This is a genomic window from Aquitalea sp. ASV15, from assembly GCF_016429115.1.
Lineage (GTDB): Bacteria > Pseudomonadota > Gammaproteobacteria > Burkholderiales > Chromobacteriaceae > Aquitalea > Aquitalea magnusonii.
The window spans coordinates 92,640-116,170 of record NZ_JAELTZ010000004.1; the positions used below are offsets into that span (position 1 = coordinate 92,640).

Below are 23,531 nucleotides of genomic sequence, written 5' to 3' on the forward strand. Positions count from 1 at the left end.
TCAGTTCCACCCGAGCAGATGACGCATCACGAATACGGTCAGGGCGGCACTACCCATGAAGCTGAGCGTGGCCAGCAAGGAGCGCGGCGACAGGCGCGACAGGCCGCATACGCCATGGCCACTGGTGCAGCCGGCAGCCAGCCGCGTGCCAATGCCCACCAGCACGCCGGCCAGCAACAGCAGGGGCAAGGGCGTGCCCAGCTGCGGTACCGGCAAGGGGCCGATCAGCCCGCGCCAGACCAGGGGGGCAGCCAGCAGCCCCAGCACGAAGGCCAGCCGCAGCGGCCAGTCGCCAGCCCGGTCGACCAGGCCACCCAGCATGCCGCTGATGCCGGCAATGCGGCCGTTCAGCAGCAGCAGCCAGCTGGCGGCCAGTCCAATCAGCATCCCGCCCGCCAGCGAGGCGAAGGGGGTAAAGCTTTCCCAGGCTATCTGCACACTTGCTCCTCAATCGGCGACGGCCGCGCCGTCATCCTCACCGCAAAACACGCCATGTAGCGCCGACAGCATGACCATGGCCTCGGCGCTGGCCACGCTGTAGTAAATCCATTTGCCTTCGCGCCGGGTGGCCACCAGCCCCTCGTTGCGCAACACGCCCAGCTGCTGCGACAGGGTGGGTTGGCGGATGCCGGTGAGTTTTTCCAGCTCGGACACCGTCTTCTCGCCATCCACCAGCTGGCACAACAGCATCAGCCGGTCTTCGTTGGCCAGACTTTTCAGCAGGGTTGCCGCCCGGCTGGCGTTATCACGCAATATGCTCAAATCCATTGTCACCATCCCGACCACCGGTCCGGCCGCTGCGCAGCGCGCAAGCAAGGCGGATACCGGCTTATTTTTATAATATACATTATAGTATAATGTTTCGCAGTGTGCGATAGTGCCATGCATGGCAGCCCATCGCCCTTCCCATCCTGTTGCGGAGTTCACCATGATGCAGCCACAGCTCGCTTCCTTCTTCGACCCGGCGACCTCCACCATTTCCCACGTGGTGTACGACCAGCCGGGGGGGCAGGCTGCCATCATCGACCCGGTGCTGGACTATGACGCCACATCCGGGCGCATCGCCCACGGCTCCGCCGGGCGCGTACTGGATTTTATCCGGCAGCAGGACCTGAGCGTGCAGTGGATACTGGAAACCCATGCCCATGCCGATCATCTGTCGGCGGCGGCCTGGCTGCAACAGCAGGCCGGTGGTCGCATGGCCATTGGCCAGGGCATTGCCCAGGTCCAGCAGTTGTTCAAGGGCATCTTCAATCTGGGTGACGATTTTCCCTGCGACGGCAGCCAGTTCGACCACCTGTTCGCGGATGGCGAGGTCTTCCCTATCGGCCGGCTCACGGCAAGGGCCTGGTTTGTCCCCGGCCATACTCCCGCCGACATGGCCTACCAGATCGGCGACATGGTGTTTGTTGGCGACACCCTGTTCATGCCGGATGTCGGCAGCGCCCGTTGCGACTTTCCCGGCGGCAATGCCGCCATGCTCTATCAATCGGTACAAAAGCTGCTGTCGCTGCCGGATGACACCCGCCTGCTGATGTGTCACGACTATCCGCCCCCGACACGGCCCATCGCCTGGCAAAGCACGGTGGCCGAGCAGAAGCAGCACAATATCCACCTGCATGGCGGCATCAGCCAAAGTGAATTCGTCGCCTTGCGTCAGGCACGCGATGCCACGCTGGACCTGCCGCAGCTGATCTTGCCGGCCATCCAGGTCAACATCCGCGCCGGGCAGCTGCCCGCGGCAGAAAACAATGGCGTGCGCTACCTGAAAATACCGCTGGATATGCTGTAGACTCGAACAGGTGTTTCACATCGGCCCTCCGCATGCCTGCCACCGCCCTGCCCCCCGCCCCCGCCAGCCTGCTGGATGCCCATGGCCAGCCACGGCATGGCCGTTACCAGGGCTGCATCGCCCGGCACGACTGGCACCCCCTGCCCATGACGCGCTGGCAAGGGCTGCTGCGCCCGCTGCGCCACAAACGCTGGCAATACCTGGCGCTGGCGCATGACGATTATCTTGTCGGGCTGGCCGTGGTGGATGTGGGCTGGACCGCAGCGGCCTTTGCCTATCTGTTCGACCGTCGCCAGCGGCGGATTCTGGCTGATGTCGCCGCCGACAGTTTTCCCCTGCATGGTGCGCAGCTGGCCGACCAGCCATTTGCCGATGCCAGCTTTACCGGCCGCGGGCTGAGCGTGCGCTTCGAGCGCCAGACGGCACGCCTGGCGGTGGAAGTGCACTCAGCGCAGTTACGGCTGGCGGCCCATGTCAGCCTCGACCCGATGCCGCCCGTGCTGGCGGCCATCGGCCCGGCCAACTGGCTGGCCCACTCCACCCACAAATCCACCGCCCTGGCGGTCAGCGGTTTTGCCGATTGCCAGGGACAGCGCTTTTCGCTGGATGGTGCCGTGGCCAGCCTGGATTACTCCAACGGGCTGCTGGCGCGCCGCACCGACTGGCGCTGGGCCAGCGCCCACGGCAGCGAGCTGGGTTTCAATCTGCAACAGGGTTATATGGGAGACGCAGAAAACGCCTGCTGGCTACACGGCAAGCTGTATCCGCTGTCTGCTGTTGAATTCACATTCGATCCGCAACAGCCGCTGCAGCCCTGGCAGCTGCGCAGCAGCGACGGTTTGCTGGCCTTGCAGTTCAGCCCGGAAGGCCTGCGGGCAAAAAATCAGAACCTTCTGATCGCCAGTAGCCGTTATATTCAAGCCATAGGCCGTTTCGACGGCTATCTGACCGATCCGCTCAGCGGTACACGCCATGTGGTGCAGGCACTGACTGGCGTCACCGAAGACCATTACGCACGTTGGTAACACCATGACCATCATTATCCGGCCGGCCAATTACCAGGACGTACCGGCCCTGACCGCACTGACCGCCGAGATGGGCTACCCCGCCGGGGTGGAAGCACTGGGCAACCGGCTGACCATGCTGCTGGGCAGCCCCGACCTGCACCAGTTGTGGGTCGCCGAAATCGAAGGCGAAGTGGCGGGCTGGCTGCATGCCTTCTGGCGGCCGCTGCTGGATGCGCCGGCCGCAGTGGAAATCGGCGGGCTGGCCGTGGGACTGCGCTGGCGACGACGCGGGGCCGGCCGCGCCCTGGTGCATGTGGCCGAACGCTGGGCACTGGCCAAGGGAGCCACCACCGTCACGCTGCGCTCCACCATCCACCGCGAAGAAGCACCGGATTTCTACCAGAATCAGGGCTATCAGCTCAGCAATGCCCAGAAAACCTTCCGCAAGCAACTGGGCGACAACAGCTAGCAGCGCCCCCGGCACTCCCCCACCTTGCCGGCCGCCATGCGCCAGCGTTCTCCCGGCAGGCACGGGAAAAACCCTTTGCAAATCAGGACAAGCCGGCCGGATGCCGCAGAGCGACAAAGTTGGCCTTCCCGCCTGAATCTGGTCTACCATAGCCCCGCTGTCGCGTTGGGTGCCATGGCGAAATACCCCCTCTTCGCTGCTGACTCCGTGTTAGCATGGCGCCCCGATTAGAGCACTCAATCTAACCTCAGCCAGGAGATTACGCGCATGGGTGTGCTGAATACCATTCTCGAGCACAATCGGAGCTTCGTCGAAAACCGCGAATACGAGCAATTCAAAACCGACAAATTCCCCGATAAAGGCCTTGCCGTCCTCGCCTGCATGGATGCCCGTCTGGTCGAACTGCTGCCCAAGGCCATGGGTCTGAAAAACGGCGATGCCAAGCTGATCAAGAATGCCGGCGCGCTGATCACCCACCCCTGGGGTTCGGTCATGCGTTCGCTGATTGTGGCGGTCTACGAATTGCGCGCCGAGGAAATCTGCGTGGTGGCCCACCGCGATTGCGGCATGCGCGCCATCGATCCCAACAAGATCCTGACCCACGCCACCGAGCGCGGCATCAGCGAGGACACCATCCACACCCTGCGCAATGCCGGCATCGATCTGGACAACTGGCTCAAGGGTTTTGACAACGTGTCCGACAGCGTGCGCCACAGCGTGCAGACCATCCGCAACCACCCGCTGATGCCCAAGGACATTCCCATCCACGGCATGGTGATTCATCCGTCCACCGGCCGGCTGGAACTGATCATCGACGGTTACACCGGCAAACCACCCGTACAGGAATGACGCAAGCGGCTGCGCTGGGACTGTTTGGCGGCACTTTCGATCCCATCCACGCCGCCCACCTGCGCATGGCGCAGGCTTTTCGCCAGGAATTGCGACTGGCCGAGGTGCGGCTGATCCCCGCCGGCCAGCCCTACCACCGCCAGCATGGTCCCCATGCCAGCCCGCAACAGCGGCTGGAGATGGCGCAACTTGCCATCTGCGGCCTGCCCGGCCTGACGGTCGACCCGCGGGAAGTGCTGCGCGACAAGCCGGCCTACACCATCGACACCCTGCAGGAAATCCGCGCGGAAATCGGCCCGGAGCCTGCCTTGTGGTGGCTGATCGGCGGCGACTCGCTGGCCAGCCTGCATACCTGGCGGCACTGGGAGCAATTGTTCGAGCTGGCCAATATCGCCGTGGCACTGCGTCCCGGCTTCGATGCCACCCGTCTCCCCGCCCCGGTGCGCACACAATGGCAGGCGCGCCAAGTCACTGATTTTTCAAATGGCGCGCCTTCCGGTACAATGCGCCCCCTGGCCCTGCCACCGCTGGATGTCTCGGCCACCGAGGTACGCCACCGCTTGCAGAGCGGGGCCAGCGTCGAGCAGCTGCTCTGCGCACCGGTACTGGACTATATTCGCCAGCACCGGCTATATCTCTGAAACAACAAGCCGTTCCACGCCTGCCCGCCGCACACTGCGGCACCGGCAGCGCACAACGGTTTCCAGTGCCGGCGCCACGATGGCCGGCCGGGCCGCCCGCCCCTGATTGCGGCCCCTGCCCGTTTTTGCCGCAGGTTGCGGCAAACGATCTTTACCTGATACCTCTGGCCGCCATGCTGCCGCCACGTATCGCCACCGACATCAAAGGACATCATGGAAGTTCAAGACATTGCCAAACTGGCACTTACCGCCCTGGAAGACATCAAGGGCAAAGACATCATCGAAATGGACACCTCTGCGCTGACTTCGCTGTTCCAGCGCATGATCGTGGCCACCGGCGACTCCAATCGCCAGGTCAAGGCACTGGCCAACAATGTGGCCGTGACCCTGAAGGAAGCCGGCGTTGAGCTGGTTGGCACCGAAGGCCACGAAAGCGGCGAGTGGGTGCTGGTGGACGCCGGCGACGTGGTAATTCACGTCATGCTGCCGGCAGTACGCGACTACTACGACCTGGAACAACTGTGGGGCGGCCAGAAGCCGAGCTTTACCCCGGTTGGCGGTCGTCCGTGGCAAGCCAATACCTGATCGGCCATCCAGGCTGCATCAGCTGCGGCAGACGGGCGGCACCCGCCCCGTCTGCCGCCATCCTCCGGTTTTTCCCATCACAGGCAGCGTCATGCGCCTGCTGCCTACGCGCTGAAGCATTGCCATGAAAATCACCATTCTTGCTGTCGGCACCAAGATGCCGCGCTGGGTCGACGAAGCCTATAACGACTACGCCAAACGCTTTGGCCGCGACATCAGCCTGGAACTCAAAGAGATCAAGCCGGAAAAGCGTGGCGGTGGCGTCACGGCGGAAAAAGGCATCGCCGCCGAGCACGACAGGCTGCTGGCGGCCATTCCCGCCCGCTGCAAGCTGGTGGTGATGGATGAGCGAGGCCAGAACTGGACTTCGGTGCGGCTGGCGGCCGGGCTGAAAGAATGGATGGCCGGTGGCGATGACGTGTGCTTCATCATTGGCGGAGCCGATGGCCTGTCCGCCGAACTCAAGCAGCGCGCCGATGTGCTGTTGCAGCTGTCCGCCATGACCCTGCCGCACGGCATGGTGCGGGTGATGCTGGGCGAGCAGATCTACCGTGCCTACTCCATCCTCAACAATCACCCCTACCACCGCGAATAAGGCCCGATAACACCCCCGCGCCAGCGTTGCGCCGCCTGGGCCCGGGCTCTCTACGCCGTGTTGTGGGTGGTTCCCAATCCCTGGTCTGCGGCACTCAGCTGAGCGGCAACACCACGAACTCGCCGTCCAGCCGGCCAGCCGCCACGCCGCCGCACTCCAGCTCCACCGCCAGCGTCAGCCGTGCCATGCGCCCCTTGGCCAGGGCAGCCACCATGCGCTGCCAGGCCGTGTCTGCCAGCGGCAGGGTGTGGGCAGTAAACGCGCCGTGCATGGCTTTCTGATAATCCATCTGGCTGCGCCGCACCATCACCTGACCACGCACCCCCAGCGCCTGCAACTGGCGATACACCAGCAGCCAGCCCGCCAGCGTGGCCACAGCGGCGGCACTTCCCCCGAACACCGTGGCGCAGTGATTGATATTGGGTTCCAGGGGGGCAGCCAGCACCACCTGCTCGCCATCGGCCTGACGTACTTTCACCCCCATGGCCTGTGCCAGCGGGATGGCCTGATACAGATATTGTTCGATGTCCTGATTGTCCTGCACGGCAATTCCTTTCCTGCAATGAGGCTCCAGCATGCCACAGCCGGCGCACAGCGGCAGCCGTGGCTGCGACAAGATGTCGCAGGGCGCTGCCATGGCCTTCCCTTACAATACATGGCTGATAACTGTTCTCATCCAGGAAGCCATCATGCAAAAGCTCGCCATCCTCGCCCTGCTGCTGTGCAGCGCCGCCCAAGCCCACGTCACCCTGGAAACGCCTACTGCCACCAGCGGCAGCTATTACAAGGCCGTGCTGAAGGTGGGCCATGGCTGCGATGGCAGCCCCACCACCGGCATCAGCGTGGAACTGCCGGAAGGCGCGCAGCTGGCACGCCCCATGCCCAAGGCGGGCTGGCAGGTTCAGGTGAGCAAGAGCGCGGTCAAGCCCTTCGACAACCACGGCACGCTGGTCAAGGAAGATGTCAGCCGTATCAGCTGGACGGGTGGCAATCTGCCGGGCGATTTTTACGATGAATTCGTGTTCCAGACGCGCATTGCCGCCAAGCCGGGCAAGCTGTACTTCAAGGTGAAGCAGCAATGCGCCCAGGGCAGCAACAACTGGGTGGAGATTCCGGCTGAAGGACAAGACGCCCACAGCCTGAAAACCCCGGCCGCGGTGTTGCAGGTGACCGAGCCGGGTCAGGCACACCAGCACTGAGAGCTGGCTAACAAAATAGCGTAGCGTCCCTGGGGCAAGGCGCACCGCCGCAGACAGTACAAAGAGTACGGCAAGGAGGCGCAAGGCAGCAGCAGGTTTTTTGTTAGCTACTCCAAGCGCCAACACGCTACCGGCAACACATGAGCAGCCCCTTGCAACACGACGATGCAAGGGGCTGCTGCTATGTGCTCCGTGCCGCTGCGACAAATAAACCAGGCAGCGGCAGGGTGGTACGGACGGCTTTACTGGCGGATCAGGTAGTCAAAGGCCGACAGGCTGGCCTTGGCGCCTTCGCCCATGGCGATGATGATCTGCTTGTACGGTGCGGTGGTGGCATCACCGGCGGCAAACACACCCTCGGCCGAGGTCTGGCCCTTGGCATCCACTTCGATCTCGCCGCGCGGCGACAGCGCCACGCTGCCTTTGAGCCAATCGGTATTGGGCAGCAGGCCGATCTGTACGAAGATCCCTTCCAGCGCCACATGGTGTTCTTCACCGGTAATGCGCTCCTGGTAGCTCAGGCCATTCACCTTCTGGCCGTCGCCAGTCACTTCGGTGGTCTGGGCATTGGTGATGACGCGCACATTGGGCAGGCTGTGCAGCTTCTTCTGCAATACCGCATCGGCGCGCAGGCTGTCACCGAACTCCAGCAGGGTAACGTGGCTGACGATGCCGGCCAGGTCGATGGCGGCTTCCACGCCGGAGTTACCACCACCGATCACCGCCACGCGCTTGCCCTTGAACAGCGGGCCATCGCAGTGCGGACAGTAGGCCACGCCCTTGGCGCGGTACTCGGCTTCGCCCGGCACATTCATTTCGCGCCAGCGCGCACCGGTGGCCACAATCACCGCCTTGCTCTTGAGCACGGCACCGCTTTCCAGCGTCACCTCGGCCAGCTGGCCGTTTTGTGCCGGCTTGAGCGCAGCAGCGCGTTGCAGGTTCATCACATCCACATCGTAGGATTTGACGTGTTGTTCCAGCGCCATCGCCAGCTTCGGCCCTTCGGTTTCCTGCACCGAGATGAAGTTTTCAATCGCCAGCGTATCCAGCACCTGGCCACCGAAACGCTCGGCCACCACACCGGTACGAATCCCTTTGCGCGCCGCATAGATGGCAGCAGCAGCGCCGGCCGGGCCACCGCCGACGATCAGCACGTCGAATGCTTCCTTGGCGGCAATCTTCTCTGCTTCACGTGCTACGGCACCGCTATCCAGCTTGGCGATGATTTCTTCCAGGCCCATGCGGCCACTGCCAAACTGTTCGCCATTCAGATAGATGGCCGGCACGCCCATGATCTGACGGTCGCTGACTTCCTGCTGGAACACGCCGCCATCAATCATCACGCTACGTACATTGGGGTTGAGCACCGCCATCAGGTTGACGGCCTGCACCACGTCCGGGCAGTTATGGCAGCTGAGCGAGACAAACACTTCAAACTGGTAGCTGCCTTGCAGGCCGCGAATCTGGGCGATGGTGTCCTCGTCCACCTTGGGCGGATGGCCACCGGTTTGCAGCAGGGCCAGCACCAGCGAGGTGAATTCGTGGCCCATCGGAATACCGGCAAACTCGATACGGCCCGCTTCACCGGGGCGGGCAATAGCAAAGGACGGACGACGCGCAGCCTGGCCATTGCTGTTCAGCGTTACCTTGGGCGACAGGCTGGCGATGTCTTGCAACAGGCTGAACATTTCCTGTGCCTTGGCGCTGTCATCCAGGCTGGCGACCAGTTCGATCGGCTGTTGCAGTTTTTCCAGATAGGCGGTCAGTTGGGTCTTGATGGTGGTGTCGAGCATGGGAAGTCCTCAGGCAATTGCACTGGCAAGCTCAGGGCTGCCAACAGCTTGCCACTGCAATCGGGTGGTAGGGGTGGGCAGCCAGGAGGTGGCTGCCCGGGAGTGCCGCACCGGGATGACGATGCGGCAGTCAAGATTGGCGTAGAACCTGTTCAGGGTCTCGCGAGCTAGAGCGAGACAAGGCGAAAACGACTGAGAAAGCGGAATTTACATGCAGTAAATGAGCATTTCGAAGGCGTTTTTAACGCAGTATCGCCCCATATTTAACCAGCGCAGCAGACCATGAATTGGTTCTTAGATCTTGCCAACCAGGTCCAGAGAAGGAGCCAGCGTAGCTTCGCCTTCTTTCCACTTGGCCGGGCATACTTCACCCGGGTGGCTGGCCACGTACTGGGCAGCCTTTACCTTGCGCAGCAGTTCGCTGGCGTCACGGCCGATGCCACCGGCGTTGATTTCGATGATCTGGATCTTGCCTTGCGGGTCGATCACGAAAGTACCGCGTTCGGCCAGGCCGGCTTCTTCAATCATCACGCCGAAGTTGCGGCTGATGATGCCGGTCGGGTCGCCAATCATCGGGTAGTTGATCTTGCCGATGGTTTCCGAGCTGTCGTGCCAGGCTTTGTGGGTGAAGTGGGTGTCGGTGGATACCGAGTAGATTTCCACGCCCAGCTTGGAGAATTCGGCGTAGTTGTCAGCCAGGTCGCCCAGTTCGGTCGGGCAGACGAAGGTGAAGTCAGCCGGGTAGAAGAATACGACGGACCACTTGCCTTTCAGGTCGGCATCGCTCACGTCGATGAACTTGCCATTGTGGAATGCGGTGGCCTTGAACGGTTTGACTTCGGTATTGATCAGCGATACGGACATGTTTTTCTCCAGTCGGTGAAATAAGAAAGTGCAGTGGTTGGCTGCGTTTGCATTTGATGGATGCATCTTAAGCAGGCCGTATCAATTGATCCACTTGATTGTTTAAATGTTAAAAATAGAATTTTCCTATCAACATGCAGACCAGGGCAAATCGGCCCTGGCGGTAGCGATACGGCCGGTCCAGCCAGCGGGAGGGTCAGGCACTGTAGCCTGCTCGCCACAGAAAAATAAGAAAAGCCGCCAGAAATGGCGGCTTTTTCCATGGCGGAACGCAGTTTATTCAGCTTTTGTTAAAAAAGCCTTGCAGCATGCCCAGACCCTGCGACAGCAGATCACCCCCCTGCGGCACCTGGCCATCCGGGGTCAGCTTGTCCACGGCCTGCGGCAGGTAATCCGCCAGGGCCTGGCTGAGCTGTTGCGGGTCCAGACCGAATTTGCCGGCCAGTGCCGCCACCTGCTCATTGCCCAGTACTTGCTGGATCTGCTCGGCCGACACCGGCAGGTTGCCGCCCGTCCCCACCCAGGACGACACCAGCTCACTCATGCCGCCGCTATTGAACTTCTCCACCAGTCCGGCCAGGCCGCCCTGCTGCTGCATCAGTTCGCTGACCGCACCGGCCACGCCACCACCTTCGCCGCCCAGCAAACCACCCAGTTGATCAAACAGGCTCATGCTCAGTCCTTTCGCATTAATTTGCTTTAAAATGTCTTCAGAAAACTTTACTTGCAAAATAGCATAGAAAAATCAGTACAATAGCGCATCAAACCCAAACCAATGACGGGCTGCTCTTCATCACAATGCGATTCATCACCGTTTTCCTGGCCTGGCTGGCCTGCTGTGCCAGCAATAGCGTACACGCCGATCTTTATGGTTTTGTGGACGAACAGGGCCAGGTTCACCTTGCCAACCGCCAGCTGGACGAGCGCTATCAGCTCTACCAGAAAAGCATGCTGCCTGCCGTCAGCAGCAATGCGGCACTGGATGACGCCACCACGCCCGGCCTGGGGGCGACCCTGAGCAGTGACAACCGCCTGCCAGCACCCGCCACACCCCGCACCGACGGCCTGAAAAGCGTCAATGCCCCGACCTACAACCCCAGGCTGGCCGCCCAGTACAAACATCTGATCGACCAGACCGCGCGTGAGTTCAAGCTGGATGCCAATCTGCTGCATTCCATCGTCACCGTCGAATCCGGCTACAACCCGCAGGCCCTGTCTCCCAAGGGTGCGGTGGGCCTGATGCAGGTGATTCCGGCCACCGGCGAACGCTTCGGCGTGACCGAACTGAGCGACCCCCGGCAAAACCTGCGGGCCGGGGCGCGCTATCTGCGCTTCCTGCTAAGCCAGTTCAACAATGATCTGCCGCTGGTGATAGCCGCCTACAATGCGGGCGAAGGGGCGGTGCAGAAGTATCGCAACACCATCCCGCCCTACGAGGAAACCCGCGACTATGTGGCCAAGGTGCTGGCTTCCTACCAAAAACGTGGTGGCCTTGCCTATCCGGATGGCCTGCGCACTGGTGCCGGCAAGCCCCGTGTCCGTGCAGTCATCCTGCCCGGTACCCTGTCCTCTTCAACAGCCTCTGCCCTGTAAAACTGCAGGGACAGACTGCTTCATGACATGACAAAGGCCTTCCTGCGAAGGCCTTTTTGCATGGTTGGCATCGATCACCACCGCCAGTGCGGCATTAGAGCTGGATACCCAGGATTTCCCCCAGCGGCTCGGCCAGATCGCGATAGTGCGCGCGATGGTCGAATACCCCCAGCAAGCCCGGATAGGCATCCGGCGCATGCAGAATCTGGTTGGCCTTGCGCGAGGACAGCTTGTGTATGCGCAGGATGCGGCCATCCCAATGCACCAGGCGGGCTTCTTCCGCGGTCAGCAAGACTTCCAGCGCCTGGTGGATGATTTCCACCAACACGACTTTGCTGCGGGTTCTGCTTTCGCCCGCAGGTGCAGCACTTCTGACTCCCTCGTCTTGCATAGTGTCTTTTTCTAAAACTATTATTGTTTAAAATGAATTAACTTCTCCTTAATCATAGGGCAGGTTTTGTGCAATCTCAATAGTTGATTAAAAGAAATTTAAACAACAACCACATAAGTTTTGATTCAATTTAAAAAAAAATGGCCAGCACTGGCTGACCATTTAAAATTACTGTGTTTTTTCTGCATCATGTCGCCAACAGCAGCGCCAGCGCGCGCAGGGAATGCCAGGGATCGCCGGCCGCCACGCCCTTGATCTGCTGATCAATGCGGGCACACTCCGACAAGGCCGCCATCAGCTTGCGCGGGCCGATTCGGCGCAGCGCCGGCTCGGCCAGCCGTTGCTTGTCACCCCACAGGCGCAATTCACGCGCCAGATCACGCAGCTGCCGCCCGTCTTTCAGGCCCTGGCGCAGGCGCAGCAGCATGCGTACATCCTCGGTGAAGGACCACAACACCAGCACCGGCGATTCGCCTTCGGCCAGCAGGCCCTCCAGCATGCGTTGCACGCGGGCGGCATCGCCGGACAGCCAGGACTCGGACAGATGGAACACATCGAAGCGCGCCACATTGGCCACCGCTTCGCGCAATTGCTCCAGCGTCAACTCGCCGGCCGGGTAGAGCAGGGCCAGTTTGTCGACTTCCTGGCGGGCAGCCAGCAGATTGCCTTCCACCCGGTCGGCAAAGAAAGTCAGCGCCTCGCCCGCGAGTTGCTGGTGCTGGCGTTTCATGCGACGGGCAATCCAGCCGCCCAGCTCATGCCGCCCCACCGGCTTGGCCTCCACCACCACGGCTGCTTTTTCCAGCGCGAGATACCACTTGGATTGCAGCTGTGCCTTTTCCAGTCGTGGCAGGGTGATCAGGGTGATGGTGTCTTGCGGCGGGTTGGCCGCCAGCTGTTGCAGGGCTTCGGCGCCCTCATTGCCCGGCTTGCCGCCGGGAATGCGGATTTCCAGCAGCTTGAGCGAGGCAAACAGCGAGACGCTGCTCATGGCATCACGCAGTTGCGACCAGTCGAAACCGGCTTCCACCGTCAGCACTTCGCGCTCCTGATAGCCTTGCGCACGCGCATGCGCGCGCAGGCTGTCGGCCGCCTCCAGCGCCAGCAGCGCCTCTTCACCATGAATCAGGTAGAGCGGCGCCAGCCCCTTGGCCAGCACCGTCTCCAGCGCATCAGGGCTTAGGCTGGGCATTGGCAGGCTTCAGGCTTTGCGGGCCAGTCGTGCCCATGGTGGCCGGGCGTTTGATATAGGCCAGCCGGCGGGCGACCTGGTCGGCCGCATCGCGGCGCATATCGGTCCACAGCAGGTTTTCTTCCTGCTCCTTGCCCAGCACATCGCTATCCGAATAATTCATGTAACGACGAACCGCTACCTGCATGTCCGGTTCGATGGGCGAACCACCGATCACCGTGCGTACCGTCGCGGTGTAGCTCAGCTGGTATTCATTGACCTTGCCGCCGCTGTTGATGGTGGAGACTTCCTTGGACTGGTTCTCGCTCAGCACGCTGACCACGGCTTCCGCCTGTTTGGGCGAGGACAGCACCACCAGCCTGTCATTACGCGACAGGGTTTCCCGCAACAAGGGCCCCAGCTGGGTACTGCCCTCTTCCACATAAACGCTGCTGAAGGGCAGCGGGCGGCTGCTTATCCCCAGGCCCTTGAGATGAAAACCGCAGGCGCTGAGCAAGAGTACGGCGCCAGTGAGCACCAGCCAGTGCAGGGTTCGGGTCATTCCTGTTTCTCCGTAAGGAAAAGCCGGATCAGCCCATCCCCTGTTCTGGGGAATCTGGTCCGAGCCGGCCCGGGTTTGTTGGCGGCCCCGGCATGCTCCGGGGCCGGTTTGCCATTAGACGACGATGTTCACCAGGCGGCCCGGCACCACGATGATCTTCTTGGCCGGTTTGCCTTCCATGAACTTCTGCACGTTTTCATGGGCCAGCGCGGCGGCTTCGATCACATCCTTGGCGGCATCGGCCGCCACGGTGATGCTGCCACGCAGCTTGCCGGCCACCTGCACCATCATTTCGATTTCGCTCTTTACCAGCGCGGCTTCGTCCACCTTGGGCCAGGCCTGGGCCAGCAGCTCGCTGCCCGGCTGCAATACCGACCAGATGGCGTCGGTGATGTGCGGCACGATGGGCGACAGCAGCAGGGTGACGCTTTCCAGCACTTCCTGAGCCACGGCACGGCCAGCGGCATCGCTGCGGTCGGTCTTGTCGTAGGTGTTGAGCAGTTCCATCACCGCGGCAATGGCAGTGTTGAATTGCTGGCGACGGCCATAGTCGTCGGCCACTTTCTGGATGGTGCTGTGCAGCTTGAAGCGCAGCTCCTTCTGGCTGGCATTCAGCTCGCCACCGGCATAAGCAGTCACCACGCCGGCGTCGGCATGTTCCTTGGCCAGTTTCCACAGGCGCTTGAGGAAGCGGAAGGCCCCTTCCACACCAGCGTCAGACCATTCCAGGCTCTGCTCCGGCGGAGCGGCAAACATCATGAACAGGCGCGCGGTATCGGCACCGTATTTCTCGATGAATTCCTGCGGGTCCACGCCGTTGTTCTTGGACTTGGACATTTTCTCCACGCCGCCCACCACTACCGGCAGGCCATCCACGCGATGGGTGGCGCCGGTGATCTTGCCCTTGGCGTCACGTTCCAGCACCACATCTTGCGGGGCAATCCAGTCCTTGCTGCCGTTGGGCAGCTCGCGGTAGAAGGTTTCGCAGATCACCATGCCCTGGGTCAGCAGGCTCTTGAACGGCTCGTCGCTGGATACCAGGCCTTCGTCACGCATCAGCTTGTGGAAGAAACGGGCGTACAGCAGGTGCAGGATGGCGTGTTCGATACCGCCCACGTATTGGTCCACTTGCAGCCAGTAGTCGGCTGCGGCCTTGTCCAGCATGGCGGTGTCGCACTTGGGCGAGGCATAACGGGCGTAGTACCAGCTGGATTCCACGAAGGTATCCATGGTGTCGGTTTCGCGCTTGGCGGCACCGCCACACTTGGGGCAGCTGGTTTCGTAGAATTCCGGCATCTTGGCCAGCGGCGAACCGGCGCCATCCGGAATCACGTTTTCCGGCAGTACCACCGGCAGGTCTTTTTCCGGCACCGGCACATCGCCGCAAGTCGGGCAATGGATGATGGGAATCGGGCAGCCCCAGTAGCGCTGGCGGGAAATACCCCAGTCGCGCAGGCGGTACTGGGTTTTCTTCTGACCGGCAGCCTTGGCTTCCAGATCGCCGACGATGGCATCAAAGGCTTCGCTGAAGGATTTGCCGTCGTACTTGCCGCTGTTGACGGTGCGTACGCTGTCGTCCTTGGCGGCATACCAGTCTTGCCACTGGGTGGCATCAAAAGCATGGTCACCGGCAACCGGGGCATACACTTGCAGCAGCGGCAGGCTGTATTTGTTGGCGAATTCGAAGTCGCGCTCGTCATGCGCCGGCACGGCCATTACCGCGCCTTCGCCATAGCCCCACAGCACGTAGTTGGCCACCCATACCGGCAGCTTGGCACCGGTGAGCGGATGGATGACGAACAGGCCGGTGTCCATGCCCTTCTTTTCCATCTTGGCCACGTCGGCCTCGGCCACGGAACCGGCCTTGCATTCGGCAATGAAAGCCTGCAGCGCCGGATTATTGGCCGCAGCCTGGGTGGCCAGCGGGTGTTCCGCCGCCACGGCAACGTAAGTTGCGCCCATCAGGGTGTCCGGACGGGTGGTGTACACCTTCAGCTGGCCGTCGTGACCGATGCTGTCCTGGTCGTAGGCAAATACCACGTCAGAACCGTGGCTCTTGCCAATCCAGTTTTTCTGCATGGTCTTGACCTGTTCCGGCCAGCCATCCAGCGTGTCCAGGCTGGTGAGCAGTTCGTCGGCGTACTGGGTGATGGCGAAGTAATACATCGGGATTTCGCGCTTTTCCACCACAGCACCGGAGCGCCAGCCACGGCCATCCACCACTTGTTCGTTGGCCAGTACGGTCTGGTCCACCGGGTCCCAGTTCACCACGCCGTTTTTCTTGTAGATCACGCCTTTTTCAAACAGGCGGGTAAACAGCCACTGCTCCCAGCGGTAGTAGTCGGGCTTGCAGGTGGCCAGCTCGCGCTCCCAGTCCAGGGCAAAGCCCAGGCTGTCCAGCTGCGTCTTCATGTATGCGATGTTGGCGTAGGTCCAGGCTGCCGGGGCGCCGCCGTTTTTCATGGCCGCGTTTTCAGCCGGCAGACCGAAGGCGTCCCAGCCCATCGGTTGCAGTACGTTAAAGCCTTGCAGGCGCTTGAAGCGGGCCAGCACGTCGGTAATGGTGTAGTTGCGCACATGGCCCATGTGCAGCTTGCCGGACGGATAGGGGAACATCGACAAGGCGTAGTACTTGGGGCGGCTGGCATCTTCAACTGCCTTGAAGGCGGCAGTGCGCTGCCATTTTTGTTGCGCTGCGGCTTCGACTTCGCGCGGGCTATAGATTTCTTGCATGGTGTTCTTTGTCTGGAATGGCTGGAAAACAAAAGGGCGGACTGCCCAAGTCCCCGCCAGGCAGGGCTGCTTGGGCAGTCCGTCGCAAATTCAATCGGCCCATTATAGCGGCCAGAGTGCCCTGCCGATAAGAGCCGCACAAAAACAAACGCTTGCCGCCAGCCTCCCCGGCATCAGGGGCAGAGACGACGGGTCCAGCCCGGTTTGGCCCGATAACAGGAAAAATCCTCGCGCACGGCGTGAATCTCCCAGCGTCCGTTACGGCGGCGCAGCTGCAATTGCTGGCGTATCGCCTTGACGCTGTCGTCTTGCAAGCCATCGCGAATCAGGGTGATGTCTGCCCGGTCGAATGCGGGGGCCGGGCTGTGCTGAATCAGCCGGAAAGACGGATAGTCGATCTGCCCCTGCTGCCCCAGCTGCTTCCGGACAAAGCGCAGGGCCAGTTCGGCCGGCAATTCGCCTGGCTGGCCGACGAAGGGAAGCCGCCCTGCATCGGTATAGGCCCAGGCCATGGGGGTGATGGACAGGCTGCACAAGAGCAGCAACAAGCGCAAAGAGGTTTTCATCTATTTACAGACTGCCACACGGCTGGCAGGTTCAGCTCAGGCGCAGCTTGAAGCTTTCCAGTGCCTGCATCAGCAGCTGCAAAATGCCGCCCTCCCACAGCGAGTGGCCGGCCATTTCCACCAGCTGGAAATCGGCCTCCGGCCAATGCGCCGCCAGTTCGCTGGCGGTGACCGGCGGGCACACCACATCGTAGCGGCCCTGTACGATGACAGCGGGAATATGGCGGATGCGGTCGATCTGCTGCAGCAATTGCGCCTCGGGCAGGAAAATGCGATGCACGAAGTAATGCGCCTCCAGCCGCGCCAGCGACAGCGCCACATATTCGCTGCTGGCACGCTCGATGGCGTCGGCATTCTGACGCAGGGCGACGCAGGCCCCTTCATAGCGGCCCCAGGCACGGCAGGCCGGCAAGTGCACTTGCGGGTCGGGATCGGTCAGCCGCCGGTAATAGGCTTGCAGCAAGTCCTGTCGTTCGGCAACAGGAATCGGCGCGACAAAGCGCTGCCATTCCTCGGGATAGAACTGGCGCATGCCGTGCATGAACCAGTCGATTTCACTTTGCCGTCCCAGAAAAATGCCACGCAGCACCAGACCCTGCACCCGCTGCGGATGCGCCTGGGCATAGGCCAGTGCCAGCGTGCTGCCCCAGGAGCCGCCAAACACCAGCCAGCGCTCTATGCCCAGATGCTCGCGCAGGCGTTCGATATCGGCAACCAGGTGCTGGGTGGTGTTGTCGCGCAATTCACCGCGCGGCACCGAACGGCCACTGCCACGCTGATCAAACAAGACCGCGCGATAAAACCAGGGGTCGAACAGCTGCCGGCTCATCGGCGCACAGCCATCGCCCGGCCCGCCATGCAGATACAGCACCGGCTGGCCATCCTGCCGGCCACATTGCTCCCAGTACATCTGGTGCAGGCCATCCAGCGGCAACATGCCGCTGGCGTAGGGCGTAATCGGGGGATAGAGCATCGGCGTCCTTGTCAGGTTGGCAGGCAGGATTCAGCACAGCTGGCTGGTGATGTAATCCCACTCCAGCGGGCTGACCGGGGTAATCGACAGCCGATTGCCACGCTTGAGTACCTGCATCTGTTCCAGCGGCGGATGCTGGCGCAGCAAGGCCGGCGTCAACAAGGCGGTCTTGCGCACGAAACGCACATCCACGCACTGCCAGCGCGGGGCTTCGGGCGTGGACCGGGCATCGAAATAGGGGCTGGCCGGATCAAACTGGCTGGAGTCGGCATGGGCGGTGCTGGCCACCACCGCCAGCCCGGCAATACCAGGCTCGGCACAGCTGGAGTGCCAGAACAGCACGCCATCACCCGGCTGCATCTCATCGCGCATGAAATTGCGCGCCTGATAATTGCGTACGCCGGTCCACTCGAAAGCGCGCTGCGGCGCGGCCATCAGGTGGTCAATGGACGTTTCGTCCGGCTCGGATTTCATCAGCCAATAGCGCATGGGCAATGTCTGTTAATCAATGGAAGGTTAACTTAACAATTTACGCCATCTTACAACTGTCTGGCTGGATTATGCTTGGCTCAAGATAAACATCAGGGCCAAACCGCCCTTGCAACCGGGAGTAACATCATGAAAAGCCTGTTGATCGGCATCCTGCTGACCAGTGCACTGAGCGCCTGTGTCGTTGTCCCGCCACGCGTGGCCTACCGCGGACCGGAGTTCCGGCCGGTGGAGGTGGTTCCCGTCTACGTCCCTGCTGAGCGTGGTTATCACCACTGGGAGCGTTGAGTCTCAGCCCCGCCCAGTACTTTAAATAGCAGGGCGGCCTGCTGCCAAGCGGTGCAAGCCCGACTCGGTCAGCAGATAGTCCAGTTGCACATCCCACGCTTCGCGCGGCACGGCAGCGACCCGCTGGCAATCGTAGGCAACTCCCACCAGCAGGGGCTTGCCGTATTGTGAATGCCGGCGGCGAAAGGCCAGGCTGCTGTCGTAAAAGCCGCCGCCCTGCCCCATGCGGTAGCCTTGCTCATCCACGGCCAGCAAGGGCAGCAACAGCACGTCCAGCCGCTCGGCCCGCAGGCAGGGGCCATCAAACTCCATGATCCCGTAGCGCGGATGGCGGTACCACTGCCCGGAGGCAGTCAACCGGGAAAACCACATGCGCCGGCCACGCGCCGGAATCTGCGGCAGCCAGACACTGGCACCGCGTTGCAAGGCGGTGCTGAGCAGGATTTCCACATCCAGCTCCGAACCCGCTGCCAGATAGCCGCCAATCCGCTTGCCCCGCCGCAACAAACGGCCAGCATGGCGCGCGACGGCACGCATGGCCTGCGCCCGATAGGCCGGGCTCAATGCCATGCGCTGGCGACGAATGCTCTTGCGCAGGCTGATCTTGTCGGTAGCAGCAGAAGTCGATGGGGTCATGGCGGCGCGATGAAAGCTGAAACAGCACAGAAATGAAAACGACCCGGAGCAAGATGCGCCGGGTCGTGAAGGGAGACCCCCGCGAGTGTCGTTTGGGCATAATTCGCTTGTACCCTGTTTCCAGGGAGGGTCACCTGCCAGTCACTTCGGGCGCGTCCGCAAGGGACGCGACACACCCGTGACTCACGCTGGCAACCAGAAGCGAACGCATTGGTACAAAGGAATTGTTTGCCGTCACGAACACCGCAGGGGATAAGCTGACCTGTAGTGTCCACCAGCCGGCCTGTTCAGAACAGGGCTTGCTGGCTTTCGCGAAGCGCCGTGTCGGCTGCCTCGCTCATATTGCGTATTTTACGCTGGAACGAGGCCATTTCCAAGCCCTCTCCCACTTTGGTACGCAACAAATCGTGGGCGATGTTCAGCGCCGCCATGATGGCGATCTTGTCGGCGTCCATCACCTTGCCATGCTGCTGGATCATGTCGATCTTGCCTTCCAGCAGCCTGACTGCTTCCAGCAGGGTTTCGCGCTCGTCGGCGGGTGAGCCTATGGTGAAGTGACGACCCAGCAATTCGATGTCCACCTGCACGATATCGCTCATTCTGCCTCCCCTGCGCCCTGCTCCGGTTCATCCGCCTTCGGCAGTCGCTCCACCAGTGCGGCCACGCGATTGCGGGTTTCGTTCACACGGAAATTCAGCTCGGCGTTTTCCTTGAGCGCTTCTGCCAGCGCCTGGGCAAAACGGCCGTTCTGGGTTTCCAGTTCCTTGATGCGGGCAATTAGTGCCTGCACGCGGGATTCGAGATATTCCAGTTCCTTGTCCATGGCGGCGAGGATAACGGTCGGCTAGTCCAGCGTCAAACCCAGACTACGCCGTGCTGTGTCCAGCGTGGCACACATGGCCAGTGCGCCATCCGGCAAGCGCGGGCCGGGAATGGTCAGCAGATCCTCGTCCACCACATAGCGCGTCGCTTTGGCCACGGCCGGCAAGGCCGGCCAGCGGTCCCACATGCGCAGGATATCGGCGCGGCCAGCCAGCATGACTTGTGGCTGGGCCGCGACAACCGCTTCCATGCTGACCTGCGGTGCCGCCTGGGCCAGACCACCGAATACATTGCGCCCGCCACACAGCTGCATGACCGAGCCCATGAAGCTGCGCTGGCTGACGGTAAAGATGGGCGCACTGCTGATCTGGTAGAACACGCTGACCGGGGTGCGGCGGGCATAGCGCTGGCGTAATTGCTGCAGACGCTGGCGATAGTGGCTGGCCGCGGCATCGGCTTGCGGCTGCGTTGAGGTCAATTGGCCCAGGCTGTGCATTTCGCTGGCAACATCATCCAGTTGCAGCGGATGGCTGATGAACACCGCCACCCCCAGCTGGCGCAAGCGTTCCAGCTCGCGCAGATTGCCCCCATCCTGCCAGGCCACCACCAGGTCGGGCCGCTGGCGCAGTACCGCTTCCAGGCTGATGCCGCTATAGCCGCCCACCCGGGGCAGCTGGCGTGCCGCTGGCGGGTAATTGCTATAGTCCACCGTGGCCACCAGCCGTGAGCCGGCACCGATGGCATACAGCATTTCGGTGGCATGGGGGGAGAGCGAGACAATGCGCTGGGCTGGACCGGGCAGCGTCAGCACTTTGCCACTGGCATCAGGCGCACTGACCGCCGCCTGGGCCAGGCCAGCACACAGCAGCAGCCACAAGGCAAAGCCACGCAGCCGCATCAGCCGCCCTTGAGTGCCAGCGGCAGACCGCAGGCCACCAGGGTGACACGCTGGCAGCGGGCGGCGATGTCCTGATTGAGCCGGCCCAGCAGATCGCCATAGCGGCGTGCCATGCTGCTCATCGGCATCACGCCCCAGCCGATTTCATTGGTCACCAGCAATAACTGGCCCTGCACGGCGGCAATGGCTTCCAGCAGCCATTGCCTTTCCTGCACAAAGTCCATTTCGTCGAACTGGTCGTCGCTGCGGAAAAAGCGCATCAGCCACATGCCCAGGCAATCCACCAGCAACAGACCATCTTCCTGATCATGGCCCAGCACCAGTTCGGCCAGGCCACGCTCGGCTTCCAGCACCTGCCAGTGTGCCGGTCGCTGCAGACGGTGCTGGCGCACCCGTTCGGCAAACTCCTCGTCGCGCACTTCGGCGGTGGCGATGTAAGTCACCGGGCCGCCATGCTGTACGGCCAGTTGCTCGGCGTAGCGGCTTTTGCCGGAGCGCGAACCGCCGCTGATCAGGTGGGTCATGCTGTGTGGTCCATCAAATCAAAGAGTAAAGCCGAATCTGGCGGCAGGCTGCACACCAGATTCGGCCATGGATATTGCGCTTGCTACCAGTTTAATCAGAAAGCATAGCGCAGGCTGGCCTGCATGTTGCGACCAGCTGCCGGATACAGGTAGGACGTGGTAGGCGAAATGTAGGTCGCACTACCGGCGTAGCTGGCATAGCGCTTGCCCAGCAGGTTGTTGATAGCCAGCGCAGCCGAGATGTTCCTGGTGAAGTCATGGCTCAGCTTGGCGTTGACCACGGTGTAAGAAGGCAGTTCATACGGGAAGGTATTGGACTGGTCGTTGTCCATGCGCTGCTTTCCGACATACTGCACCACCACGCCGAGCTTGCTGGCACTGTTCACCTGCCAGCTCAGGCCAAGATTGGCCAGCCACTTGGGCACCATGGGAATGGTGTTGCCAGCCAGGCCGCTGCCTTGCCGGAAGGTGGCTTCAGTCCAGCTGAGGTTGCCATTCAATTCCCATTGCGGGCTCAGACGCCAACGTCCTTCCAGCTCCAGCCCCTGATGGCGGGTGGGTGCCAGGTTGGCATTGGCACCATTGCCGTTGTCTGCAAACGGATTGTAGGCAATTTCATTGGTCAGGTCGCTGCGAAACAGCGCCGCCTTGGCACTGGCCTGCTCGGTTTTCCATTCCACCCCGACTTCGGCATCATGGGATTGCTGCGGCAGCAAAACGGTACCGCCGGTGAAGGTAGCTTCATCTGCATTGGCCAGGCGGAAGCTCTGCCCCCAGTGTCCATAAACCGACCAGCTGGAAGACAGATCCTGCTTCAGTCCCAGCAGCCAGGAATGCAGGTTGGTATCCAGTGCCGGAACGCTGCTACCCGACTGCCTGATGATATCGTTCACCTCCTGCTGGCGCGCCCCCAGGGTCAGGGCGCCACCGGTCCACGGCTGGAACAAGCTATCGACAAACAAGCCCTGATGACGCTGAGTGGTGCTGTAGTTGGAATAACCTTGCACATTTGCCGTGCTGTTCAGCCAGTCCGTGCCCAGCGTCACATTGTTCTGGCCAAAAGGCAGTTTGTAACGCAGGCTGGCATTGTTTTCACTCAGCCAGCGCTGGTCGGTACTGGTAGTGGAAACGCTAAAGGTATTCTTGCTGCGGTGAGAAAGATCACCATACAGCGTACCGGGGCCGACATCCTGGCTGAACGATGCTCCGGCGGTGGAACTGCTGGCCTCCATATAGTTGTTGGGGGTAGACGTAGCGGTAGGATTGCTTGCCAACGGATTCGTGCCACTGGCAGGGTCGGCATTCAGGGCGCCGGGCAAACGCAGGCCTTGCGAGCTGGTATTGGCAAACAACTTGATGTCACCGCCATCGTGCTTGAAAGTCAGCGTCAGGCCACCGGTATCATTGCGCTCCTGATTGTTCTGACGGTAATTGTCAGTTTTCATCGAATGCAGATAGCCATCCAGCGCCAGGCCATTGGCACCGACATGCAGGTCCGCGTCCAGCTGACGCAGATCGTAACTGCCACCGGTCACACTGATGCTGCCGCTGGTGCCATTGGCCACACCGGACTTGGTGATGATATTGATCACGCCACCAGTGGCACCGCTACCATAGGCCACGCTGCCAATACCACGTACCACTTCGATACGTTCAATATTGCTCAGCGCCACACCACTGAGATCGGGCGCTGACAGATCATTGGTATTCTGCCGTACACCGTCCACCAGAATCAGCGTATTACTGATGCCGGTCATGCCGAAGCCTCGCATATCCACGGCCGCTGCGCTGGACGAACCACTGCTGTTGAATACATGGATGCCAGCCAGTTGCGAAAGGACATCCTGCACCGTCGTTGCGGCACTGCCGGCAATCTGTTTGGCAGTGACCACGGTGACATTGGCAGGCAGATTGGCCACGGCTTCGGGTACGCGGCTGGCCGTCACCACCACTTCCTCACCCTGGAATTGCGGCAGATTATCGGCCAAGGCCAGACTGGTCCAGCACATGGACAGCAGCATGGCGAGTTGTTGGGGTTTGAACATGAAACACACACTCCTGGAACAAGGATCCGGCCGGGCCAACGCTGCC

The 23,531-nt window shown here is 61.7% G+C and carries 29 protein-coding genes and 1 other RNA gene; 10 read left to right on the forward strand and 20 right to left on the reverse strand.

Annotated features, from left to right (window positions below; translation table 11 throughout):
• Nucleotides 1-438: a YeeE/YedE family protein gene (locus tag JHD64_RS02895; RefSeq protein ID WP_170124167.1), complete on the reverse strand. Its 438-nt coding sequence runs from the start codon at nucleotides 436-438 to the stop codon at nucleotides 1-3.
• Nucleotides 439-447: 9 nt separating this feature from the next.
• Nucleotides 448-768 carry a helix-turn-helix transcriptional regulator gene (locus tag JHD64_RS02900; RefSeq protein ID WP_059287647.1) on the reverse strand — a complete coding sequence of 107 codons (321 nt, stop codon included), beginning with the start codon at nucleotides 766-768 and terminating at the stop codon, nucleotides 448-450.
• A gap of 163 nt (nucleotides 769-931) precedes the next feature.
• Between JHD64_RS02900 and JHD64_RS02905 the strand changes: the two genes are divergently transcribed.
• From JHD64_RS02905 to rlmH, 7 genes are all read left to right on the forward strand, one after another.
• On the forward strand, nucleotides 932-1,792 hold the full coding sequence (locus JHD64_RS02905; RefSeq protein ID WP_199052216.1) for an MBL fold metallo-hydrolase: 861 nt from the start codon (nucleotides 932-934) through the stop codon (nucleotides 1,790-1,792).
• A 32-nt stretch (nucleotides 1,793-1,824) separates the two neighbouring features.
• Nucleotides 1,825-2,817: a DUF2804 domain-containing protein gene (locus JHD64_RS02910; protein ID WP_199052191.1), complete on the forward strand. Its 993-nt coding sequence runs from the start codon at nucleotides 1,825-1,827 to the stop codon at nucleotides 2,815-2,817.
• 4 nt (nucleotides 2,818-2,821) lie between these two features.
• Complete coding sequence (locus JHD64_RS02915; RefSeq protein WP_059285808.1) at nucleotides 2,822-3,268, forward strand: GNAT family N-acetyltransferase; 447 nt, start codon at nucleotides 2,822-2,824, stop codon at nucleotides 3,266-3,268.
• Between the two features lie 267 nt (nucleotides 3,269-3,535).
• On the forward strand, nucleotides 3,536-4,117 hold the full coding sequence (locus JHD64_RS02920; RefSeq protein WP_059285809.1) for a carbonic anhydrase: 582 nt from the start codon (nucleotides 3,536-3,538) through the stop codon (nucleotides 4,115-4,117).
• The gene (nadD, locus tag JHD64_RS02925; protein ID WP_199052192.1) at nucleotides 4,114-4,758 is read left to right on the forward strand and encodes a nicotinate-nucleotide adenylyltransferase; all 645 of its coding nucleotides are present in this window, start codon (nucleotides 4,114-4,116) and stop codon (nucleotides 4,756-4,758) included. Before JHD64_RS02920 ends, nadD begins: the two co-directional genes overlap by 4 nt.
• Before the next feature lie 213 nt (nucleotides 4,759-4,971).
• A complete protein-coding gene (gene rsfS, locus JHD64_RS02930) occupies nucleotides 4,972-5,343 on the forward strand; it encodes a ribosome silencing factor (RefSeq protein WP_059285811.1) in 372 nt (123 codons plus the stop codon).
• A gap of 124 nt (nucleotides 5,344-5,467) precedes the next feature.
• The gene (rlmH, locus tag JHD64_RS02935) at nucleotides 5,468-5,938 is read left to right on the forward strand and encodes a 23S rRNA (pseudouridine(1915)-N(3))-methyltransferase RlmH (RefSeq protein WP_103524801.1); all 471 of its coding nucleotides are present in this window, start codon (nucleotides 5,468-5,470) and stop codon (nucleotides 5,936-5,938) included.
• Nucleotides 5,939-6,032: 94 nt separating this feature from the next.
• Here rlmH and JHD64_RS02940 read toward each other — a convergent pair whose 3' ends face one another.
• Nucleotides 6,033-6,482 (reverse strand): YiiD C-terminal domain-containing protein, encoded by a 450-nt coding sequence (locus tag JHD64_RS02940; RefSeq protein WP_199052193.1) that lies wholly within the window; start codon nucleotides 6,480-6,482, stop codon nucleotides 6,033-6,035.
• Between the two features lie 145 nt (nucleotides 6,483-6,627).
• Between JHD64_RS02940 and JHD64_RS02945 the strand changes: the two genes are divergently transcribed.
• A complete protein-coding gene (locus tag JHD64_RS02945; protein WP_233170306.1) occupies nucleotides 6,628-7,137 on the forward strand; it encodes a YcnI family protein in 510 nt (169 codons plus the stop codon).
• Nucleotides 7,138-7,379: 242 nt separating this feature from the next.
• Here JHD64_RS02945 and ahpF read toward each other — a convergent pair whose 3' ends face one another.
• The 3 genes from ahpF to JHD64_RS02960 all read right to left on the reverse strand — a co-directional run bounded on the left by ahpF (nucleotide 7,380) and on the right by JHD64_RS02960 (nucleotide 10,467).
• On the reverse strand, nucleotides 7,380-8,930 hold the full coding sequence (ahpF, locus tag JHD64_RS02950; protein ID WP_199052194.1) for an alkyl hydroperoxide reductase subunit F: 1,551 nt from the start codon (nucleotides 8,928-8,930) through the stop codon (nucleotides 7,380-7,382).
• 294 nt (nucleotides 8,931-9,224) lie between these two features.
• Nucleotides 9,225-9,794, reverse strand: coding sequence for an alkyl hydroperoxide reductase subunit C (gene ahpC / locus JHD64_RS02955; RefSeq protein WP_045845828.1), 570 nt, complete (start codon nucleotides 9,792-9,794; stop codon nucleotides 9,225-9,227).
• A gap of 280 nt (nucleotides 9,795-10,074) precedes the next feature.
• Nucleotides 10,075-10,467: a YidB family protein gene (locus JHD64_RS02960; RefSeq protein WP_199052195.1), complete on the reverse strand. Its 393-nt coding sequence runs from the start codon at nucleotides 10,465-10,467 to the stop codon at nucleotides 10,075-10,077.
• A gap of 125 nt (nucleotides 10,468-10,592) precedes the next feature.
• Here JHD64_RS02960 and JHD64_RS02965 point away from each other — a divergent pair, with 125 nt between their 5' ends.
• Entirely contained in the window at nucleotides 10,593-11,387 is a 795-nt protein-coding gene (locus JHD64_RS02965; RefSeq protein WP_199052196.1) for a lytic transglycosylase domain-containing protein, read from the forward strand.
• A gap of 94 nt (nucleotides 11,388-11,481) precedes the next feature.
• Here JHD64_RS02965 and JHD64_RS02970 read toward each other — a convergent pair whose 3' ends face one another.
• The 7 genes from JHD64_RS02970 to JHD64_RS03000 all read right to left on the reverse strand — a co-directional run bounded on the left by JHD64_RS02970 (nucleotide 11,482) and on the right by JHD64_RS03000 (nucleotide 18,272).
• Nucleotides 11,482-11,715, reverse strand: coding sequence for a hypothetical protein (locus JHD64_RS02970; RefSeq protein ID WP_226034325.1), 234 nt, complete (start codon nucleotides 11,713-11,715; stop codon nucleotides 11,482-11,484).
• A 250-nt stretch (nucleotides 11,716-11,965) separates the two neighbouring features.
• Nucleotides 11,966-12,970 (reverse strand): DNA polymerase III subunit delta, encoded by a 1,005-nt coding sequence (holA, locus tag JHD64_RS02975; protein WP_059285817.1) that lies wholly within the window; start codon nucleotides 12,968-12,970, stop codon nucleotides 11,966-11,968.
• Complete coding sequence (gene lptE / locus JHD64_RS02980) at nucleotides 12,951-13,511, reverse strand: LPS assembly lipoprotein LptE (protein ID WP_082693422.1); 561 nt, start codon at nucleotides 13,509-13,511, stop codon at nucleotides 12,951-12,953. The genes holA and lptE overlap by 20 nt, the downstream gene beginning before the upstream one ends.
• Before the next feature lie 114 nt (nucleotides 13,512-13,625).
• Complete coding sequence (leuS, locus tag JHD64_RS02985) at nucleotides 13,626-16,244, reverse strand: leucine--tRNA ligase (protein ID WP_199052197.1); 2,619 nt, start codon at nucleotides 16,242-16,244, stop codon at nucleotides 13,626-13,628.
• A 173-nt stretch (nucleotides 16,245-16,417) separates the two neighbouring features.
• Nucleotides 16,418-16,810, reverse strand: a complete 393-nt coding sequence (locus JHD64_RS02990; protein ID WP_199052198.1) for a hypothetical protein — start codon at nucleotides 16,808-16,810, stop codon at nucleotides 16,418-16,420.
• A 31-nt stretch (nucleotides 16,811-16,841) separates the two neighbouring features.
• Nucleotides 16,842-17,783, reverse strand: a complete 942-nt coding sequence (gene pip, locus JHD64_RS02995; protein WP_199052199.1) for a prolyl aminopeptidase — start codon at nucleotides 17,781-17,783, stop codon at nucleotides 16,842-16,844.
• A 30-nt stretch (nucleotides 17,784-17,813) separates the two neighbouring features.
• Nucleotides 17,814-18,272 (reverse strand): EVE domain-containing protein, encoded by a 459-nt coding sequence (locus tag JHD64_RS03000; RefSeq protein WP_059285821.1) that lies wholly within the window; start codon nucleotides 18,270-18,272, stop codon nucleotides 17,814-17,816.
• A 129-nt stretch (nucleotides 18,273-18,401) separates the two neighbouring features.
• Here JHD64_RS03000 and JHD64_RS03005 point away from each other — a divergent pair, with 129 nt between their 5' ends.
• Nucleotides 18,402-18,560, forward strand: coding sequence for a hypothetical protein (locus JHD64_RS03005; RefSeq protein ID WP_158527745.1), 159 nt, complete (start codon nucleotides 18,402-18,404; stop codon nucleotides 18,558-18,560).
• Between the two features lie 21 nt (nucleotides 18,561-18,581).
• On the opposite strand, the gene JHD64_RS03010 is transcribed toward JHD64_RS03005, so the two are convergent.
• The 7 genes from JHD64_RS03010 to JHD64_RS03040 form a co-directional block, all read right to left on the reverse strand.
• Nucleotides 18,582-19,196, reverse strand: coding sequence for a 5-formyltetrahydrofolate cyclo-ligase (locus JHD64_RS03010; protein ID WP_199052200.1), 615 nt, complete (start codon nucleotides 19,194-19,196; stop codon nucleotides 18,582-18,584).
• A gap of 72 nt (nucleotides 19,197-19,268) precedes the next feature.
• Nucleotides 19,269-19,451, reverse strand: a non-coding RNA gene (gene ssrS, locus JHD64_RS03015) — 6S RNA.
• A 32-nt stretch (nucleotides 19,452-19,483) separates the two neighbouring features.
• The gene (locus tag JHD64_RS03020) at nucleotides 19,484-19,795 is read right to left on the reverse strand and encodes a cell division protein ZapA (protein ID WP_059285823.1); all 312 of its coding nucleotides are present in this window, start codon (nucleotides 19,793-19,795) and stop codon (nucleotides 19,484-19,486) included.
• Nucleotides 19,792-20,019, reverse strand: a complete 228-nt coding sequence (locus JHD64_RS03025; protein WP_059285824.1) for a hypothetical protein — start codon at nucleotides 20,017-20,019, stop codon at nucleotides 19,792-19,794. Before JHD64_RS03025 ends, JHD64_RS03020 begins: the two co-directional genes overlap by 4 nt.
• 21 nt (nucleotides 20,020-20,040) lie before the next feature.
• Entirely contained in the window at nucleotides 20,041-20,916 is an 876-nt protein-coding gene (locus JHD64_RS03030) for a cobalamin-binding protein (protein ID WP_199052201.1), read from the reverse strand.
• Nucleotides 20,916-21,440 carry a bifunctional adenosylcobinamide kinase/adenosylcobinamide-phosphate guanylyltransferase gene (gene cobU, locus JHD64_RS03035; protein WP_103524816.1) on the reverse strand — a complete coding sequence of 175 codons (525 nt, stop codon included), beginning with the start codon at nucleotides 21,438-21,440 and terminating at the stop codon, nucleotides 20,916-20,918. Before cobU ends, JHD64_RS03030 begins: the two co-directional genes overlap by 1 nt.
• A gap of 95 nt (nucleotides 21,441-21,535) precedes the next feature.
• Nucleotides 21,536-23,485: a TonB-dependent receptor gene (locus JHD64_RS03040; RefSeq protein ID WP_199052202.1), complete on the reverse strand. Its 1,950-nt coding sequence runs from the start codon at nucleotides 23,483-23,485 to the stop codon at nucleotides 21,536-21,538.
• Nucleotides 23,486-23,531: the final 46 nt, after the last annotated feature.

What these genes read in the sequence shown, in the direction of transcription:
- JHD64_RS02900 (WP_059287647.1), bottom strand. Translation starts at nt 768, where the DNA reads ATGGATTTGAGCATATTGCGTGATAACGCCAGCCGGGCGGCAACCCTG.
- JHD64_RS02905 (WP_199052216.1), top strand. Translation starts at nt 932, where the DNA reads ATGCAGCCACAGCTCGCTTCCTTCTTCGACCCGGCGACCTCCACCATT.
- JHD64_RS02910 (WP_199052191.1), top strand. Translation starts at nt 1,825, where the DNA reads ATGCCTGCCACCGCCCTGCCCCCCGCCCCCGCCAGCCTGCTGGATGCC.
- JHD64_RS02915 (WP_059285808.1), top strand. Translation starts at nt 2,822, where the DNA reads ATGACCATCATTATCCGGCCGGCCAATTACCAGGACGTACCGGCCCTG.
- JHD64_RS02920 (WP_059285809.1), top strand. Translation starts at nt 3,536, where the DNA reads ATGGGTGTGCTGAATACCATTCTCGAGCACAATCGGAGCTTCGTCGAA.
- nadD (WP_199052192.1), top strand. Translation starts at nt 4,114, where the DNA reads ATGACGCAAGCGGCTGCGCTGGGACTGTTTGGCGGCACTTTCGATCCC.
- rsfS (WP_059285811.1), top strand. Translation starts at nt 4,972, where the DNA reads ATGGAAGTTCAAGACATTGCCAAACTGGCACTTACCGCCCTGGAAGAC.
- rlmH (WP_103524801.1), top strand. Translation starts at nt 5,468, where the DNA reads ATGAAAATCACCATTCTTGCTGTCGGCACCAAGATGCCGCGCTGGGTC.
- JHD64_RS02945 (WP_233170306.1), top strand. Translation starts at nt 6,628, where the DNA reads ATGCAAAAGCTCGCCATCCTCGCCCTGCTGCTGTGCAGCGCCGCCCAA.
- ahpF (WP_199052194.1), bottom strand. Translation starts at nt 8,930, where the DNA reads ATGCTCGACACCACCATCAAGACCCAACTGACCGCCTATCTGGAAAAA.
- ahpC (WP_045845828.1), bottom strand. Translation starts at nt 9,794, where the DNA reads ATGTCCGTATCGCTGATCAATACCGAAGTCAAACCGTTCAAGGCCACC.
- JHD64_RS02960 (WP_199052195.1), bottom strand. Translation starts at nt 10,467, where the DNA reads ATGAGCCTGTTTGATCAACTGGGTGGTTTGCTGGGCGGCGAAGGTGGT.
- JHD64_RS02965 (WP_199052196.1), top strand. Translation starts at nt 10,593, where the DNA reads ATGCGATTCATCACCGTTTTCCTGGCCTGGCTGGCCTGCTGTGCCAGC.
- holA (WP_059285817.1), bottom strand. Translation starts at nt 12,970, where the DNA reads ATGCCCAGCCTAAGCCCTGATGCGCTGGAGACGGTGCTGGCCAAGGGG.
- lptE (WP_082693422.1), bottom strand. Translation starts at nt 13,511, where the DNA reads ATGACCCGAACCCTGCACTGGCTGGTGCTCACTGGCGCCGTACTCTTG.
- leuS (WP_199052197.1), bottom strand. Translation starts at nt 16,244, where the DNA reads ATGCAAGAAATCTATAGCCCGCGCGAAGTCGAAGCCGCAGCGCAACAA.
- JHD64_RS02990 (WP_199052198.1), bottom strand. Translation starts at nt 16,810, where the DNA reads ATGAAAACCTCTTTGCGCTTGTTGCTGCTCTTGTGCAGCCTGTCCATC.
- pip (WP_199052199.1), bottom strand. Translation starts at nt 17,783, where the DNA reads ATGCTCTATCCCCCGATTACGCCCTACGCCAGCGGCATGTTGCCGCTG.
- JHD64_RS03000 (WP_059285821.1), bottom strand. Translation starts at nt 18,272, where the DNA reads ATGCGCTATTGGCTGATGAAATCCGAGCCGGACGAAACGTCCATTGAC.
- JHD64_RS03005 (WP_158527745.1), top strand. Translation starts at nt 18,402, where the DNA reads ATGAAAAGCCTGTTGATCGGCATCCTGCTGACCAGTGCACTGAGCGCC.
- JHD64_RS03010 (WP_199052200.1), bottom strand. Translation starts at nt 19,196, where the DNA reads ATGACCCCATCGACTTCTGCTGCTACCGACAAGATCAGCCTGCGCAAG.
- JHD64_RS03020 (WP_059285823.1), bottom strand. Translation starts at nt 19,795, where the DNA reads ATGAGCGATATCGTGCAGGTGGACATCGAATTGCTGGGTCGTCACTTC.
- JHD64_RS03025 (WP_059285824.1), bottom strand. Translation starts at nt 20,019, where the DNA reads ATGGACAAGGAACTGGAATATCTCGAATCCCGCGTGCAGGCACTAATT.
- JHD64_RS03030 (WP_199052201.1), bottom strand. Translation starts at nt 20,916, where the DNA reads ATGCGGCTGCGTGGCTTTGCCTTGTGGCTGCTGCTGTGTGCTGGCCTG.
- cobU (WP_103524816.1), bottom strand. Translation starts at nt 21,440, where the DNA reads ATGACCCACCTGATCAGCGGCGGTTCGCGCTCCGGCAAAAGCCGCTAC.
- JHD64_RS03040 (WP_199052202.1), bottom strand. Translation starts at nt 23,485, where the DNA reads ATGTTCAAACCCCAACAACTCGCCATGCTGCTGTCCATGTGCTGGACC.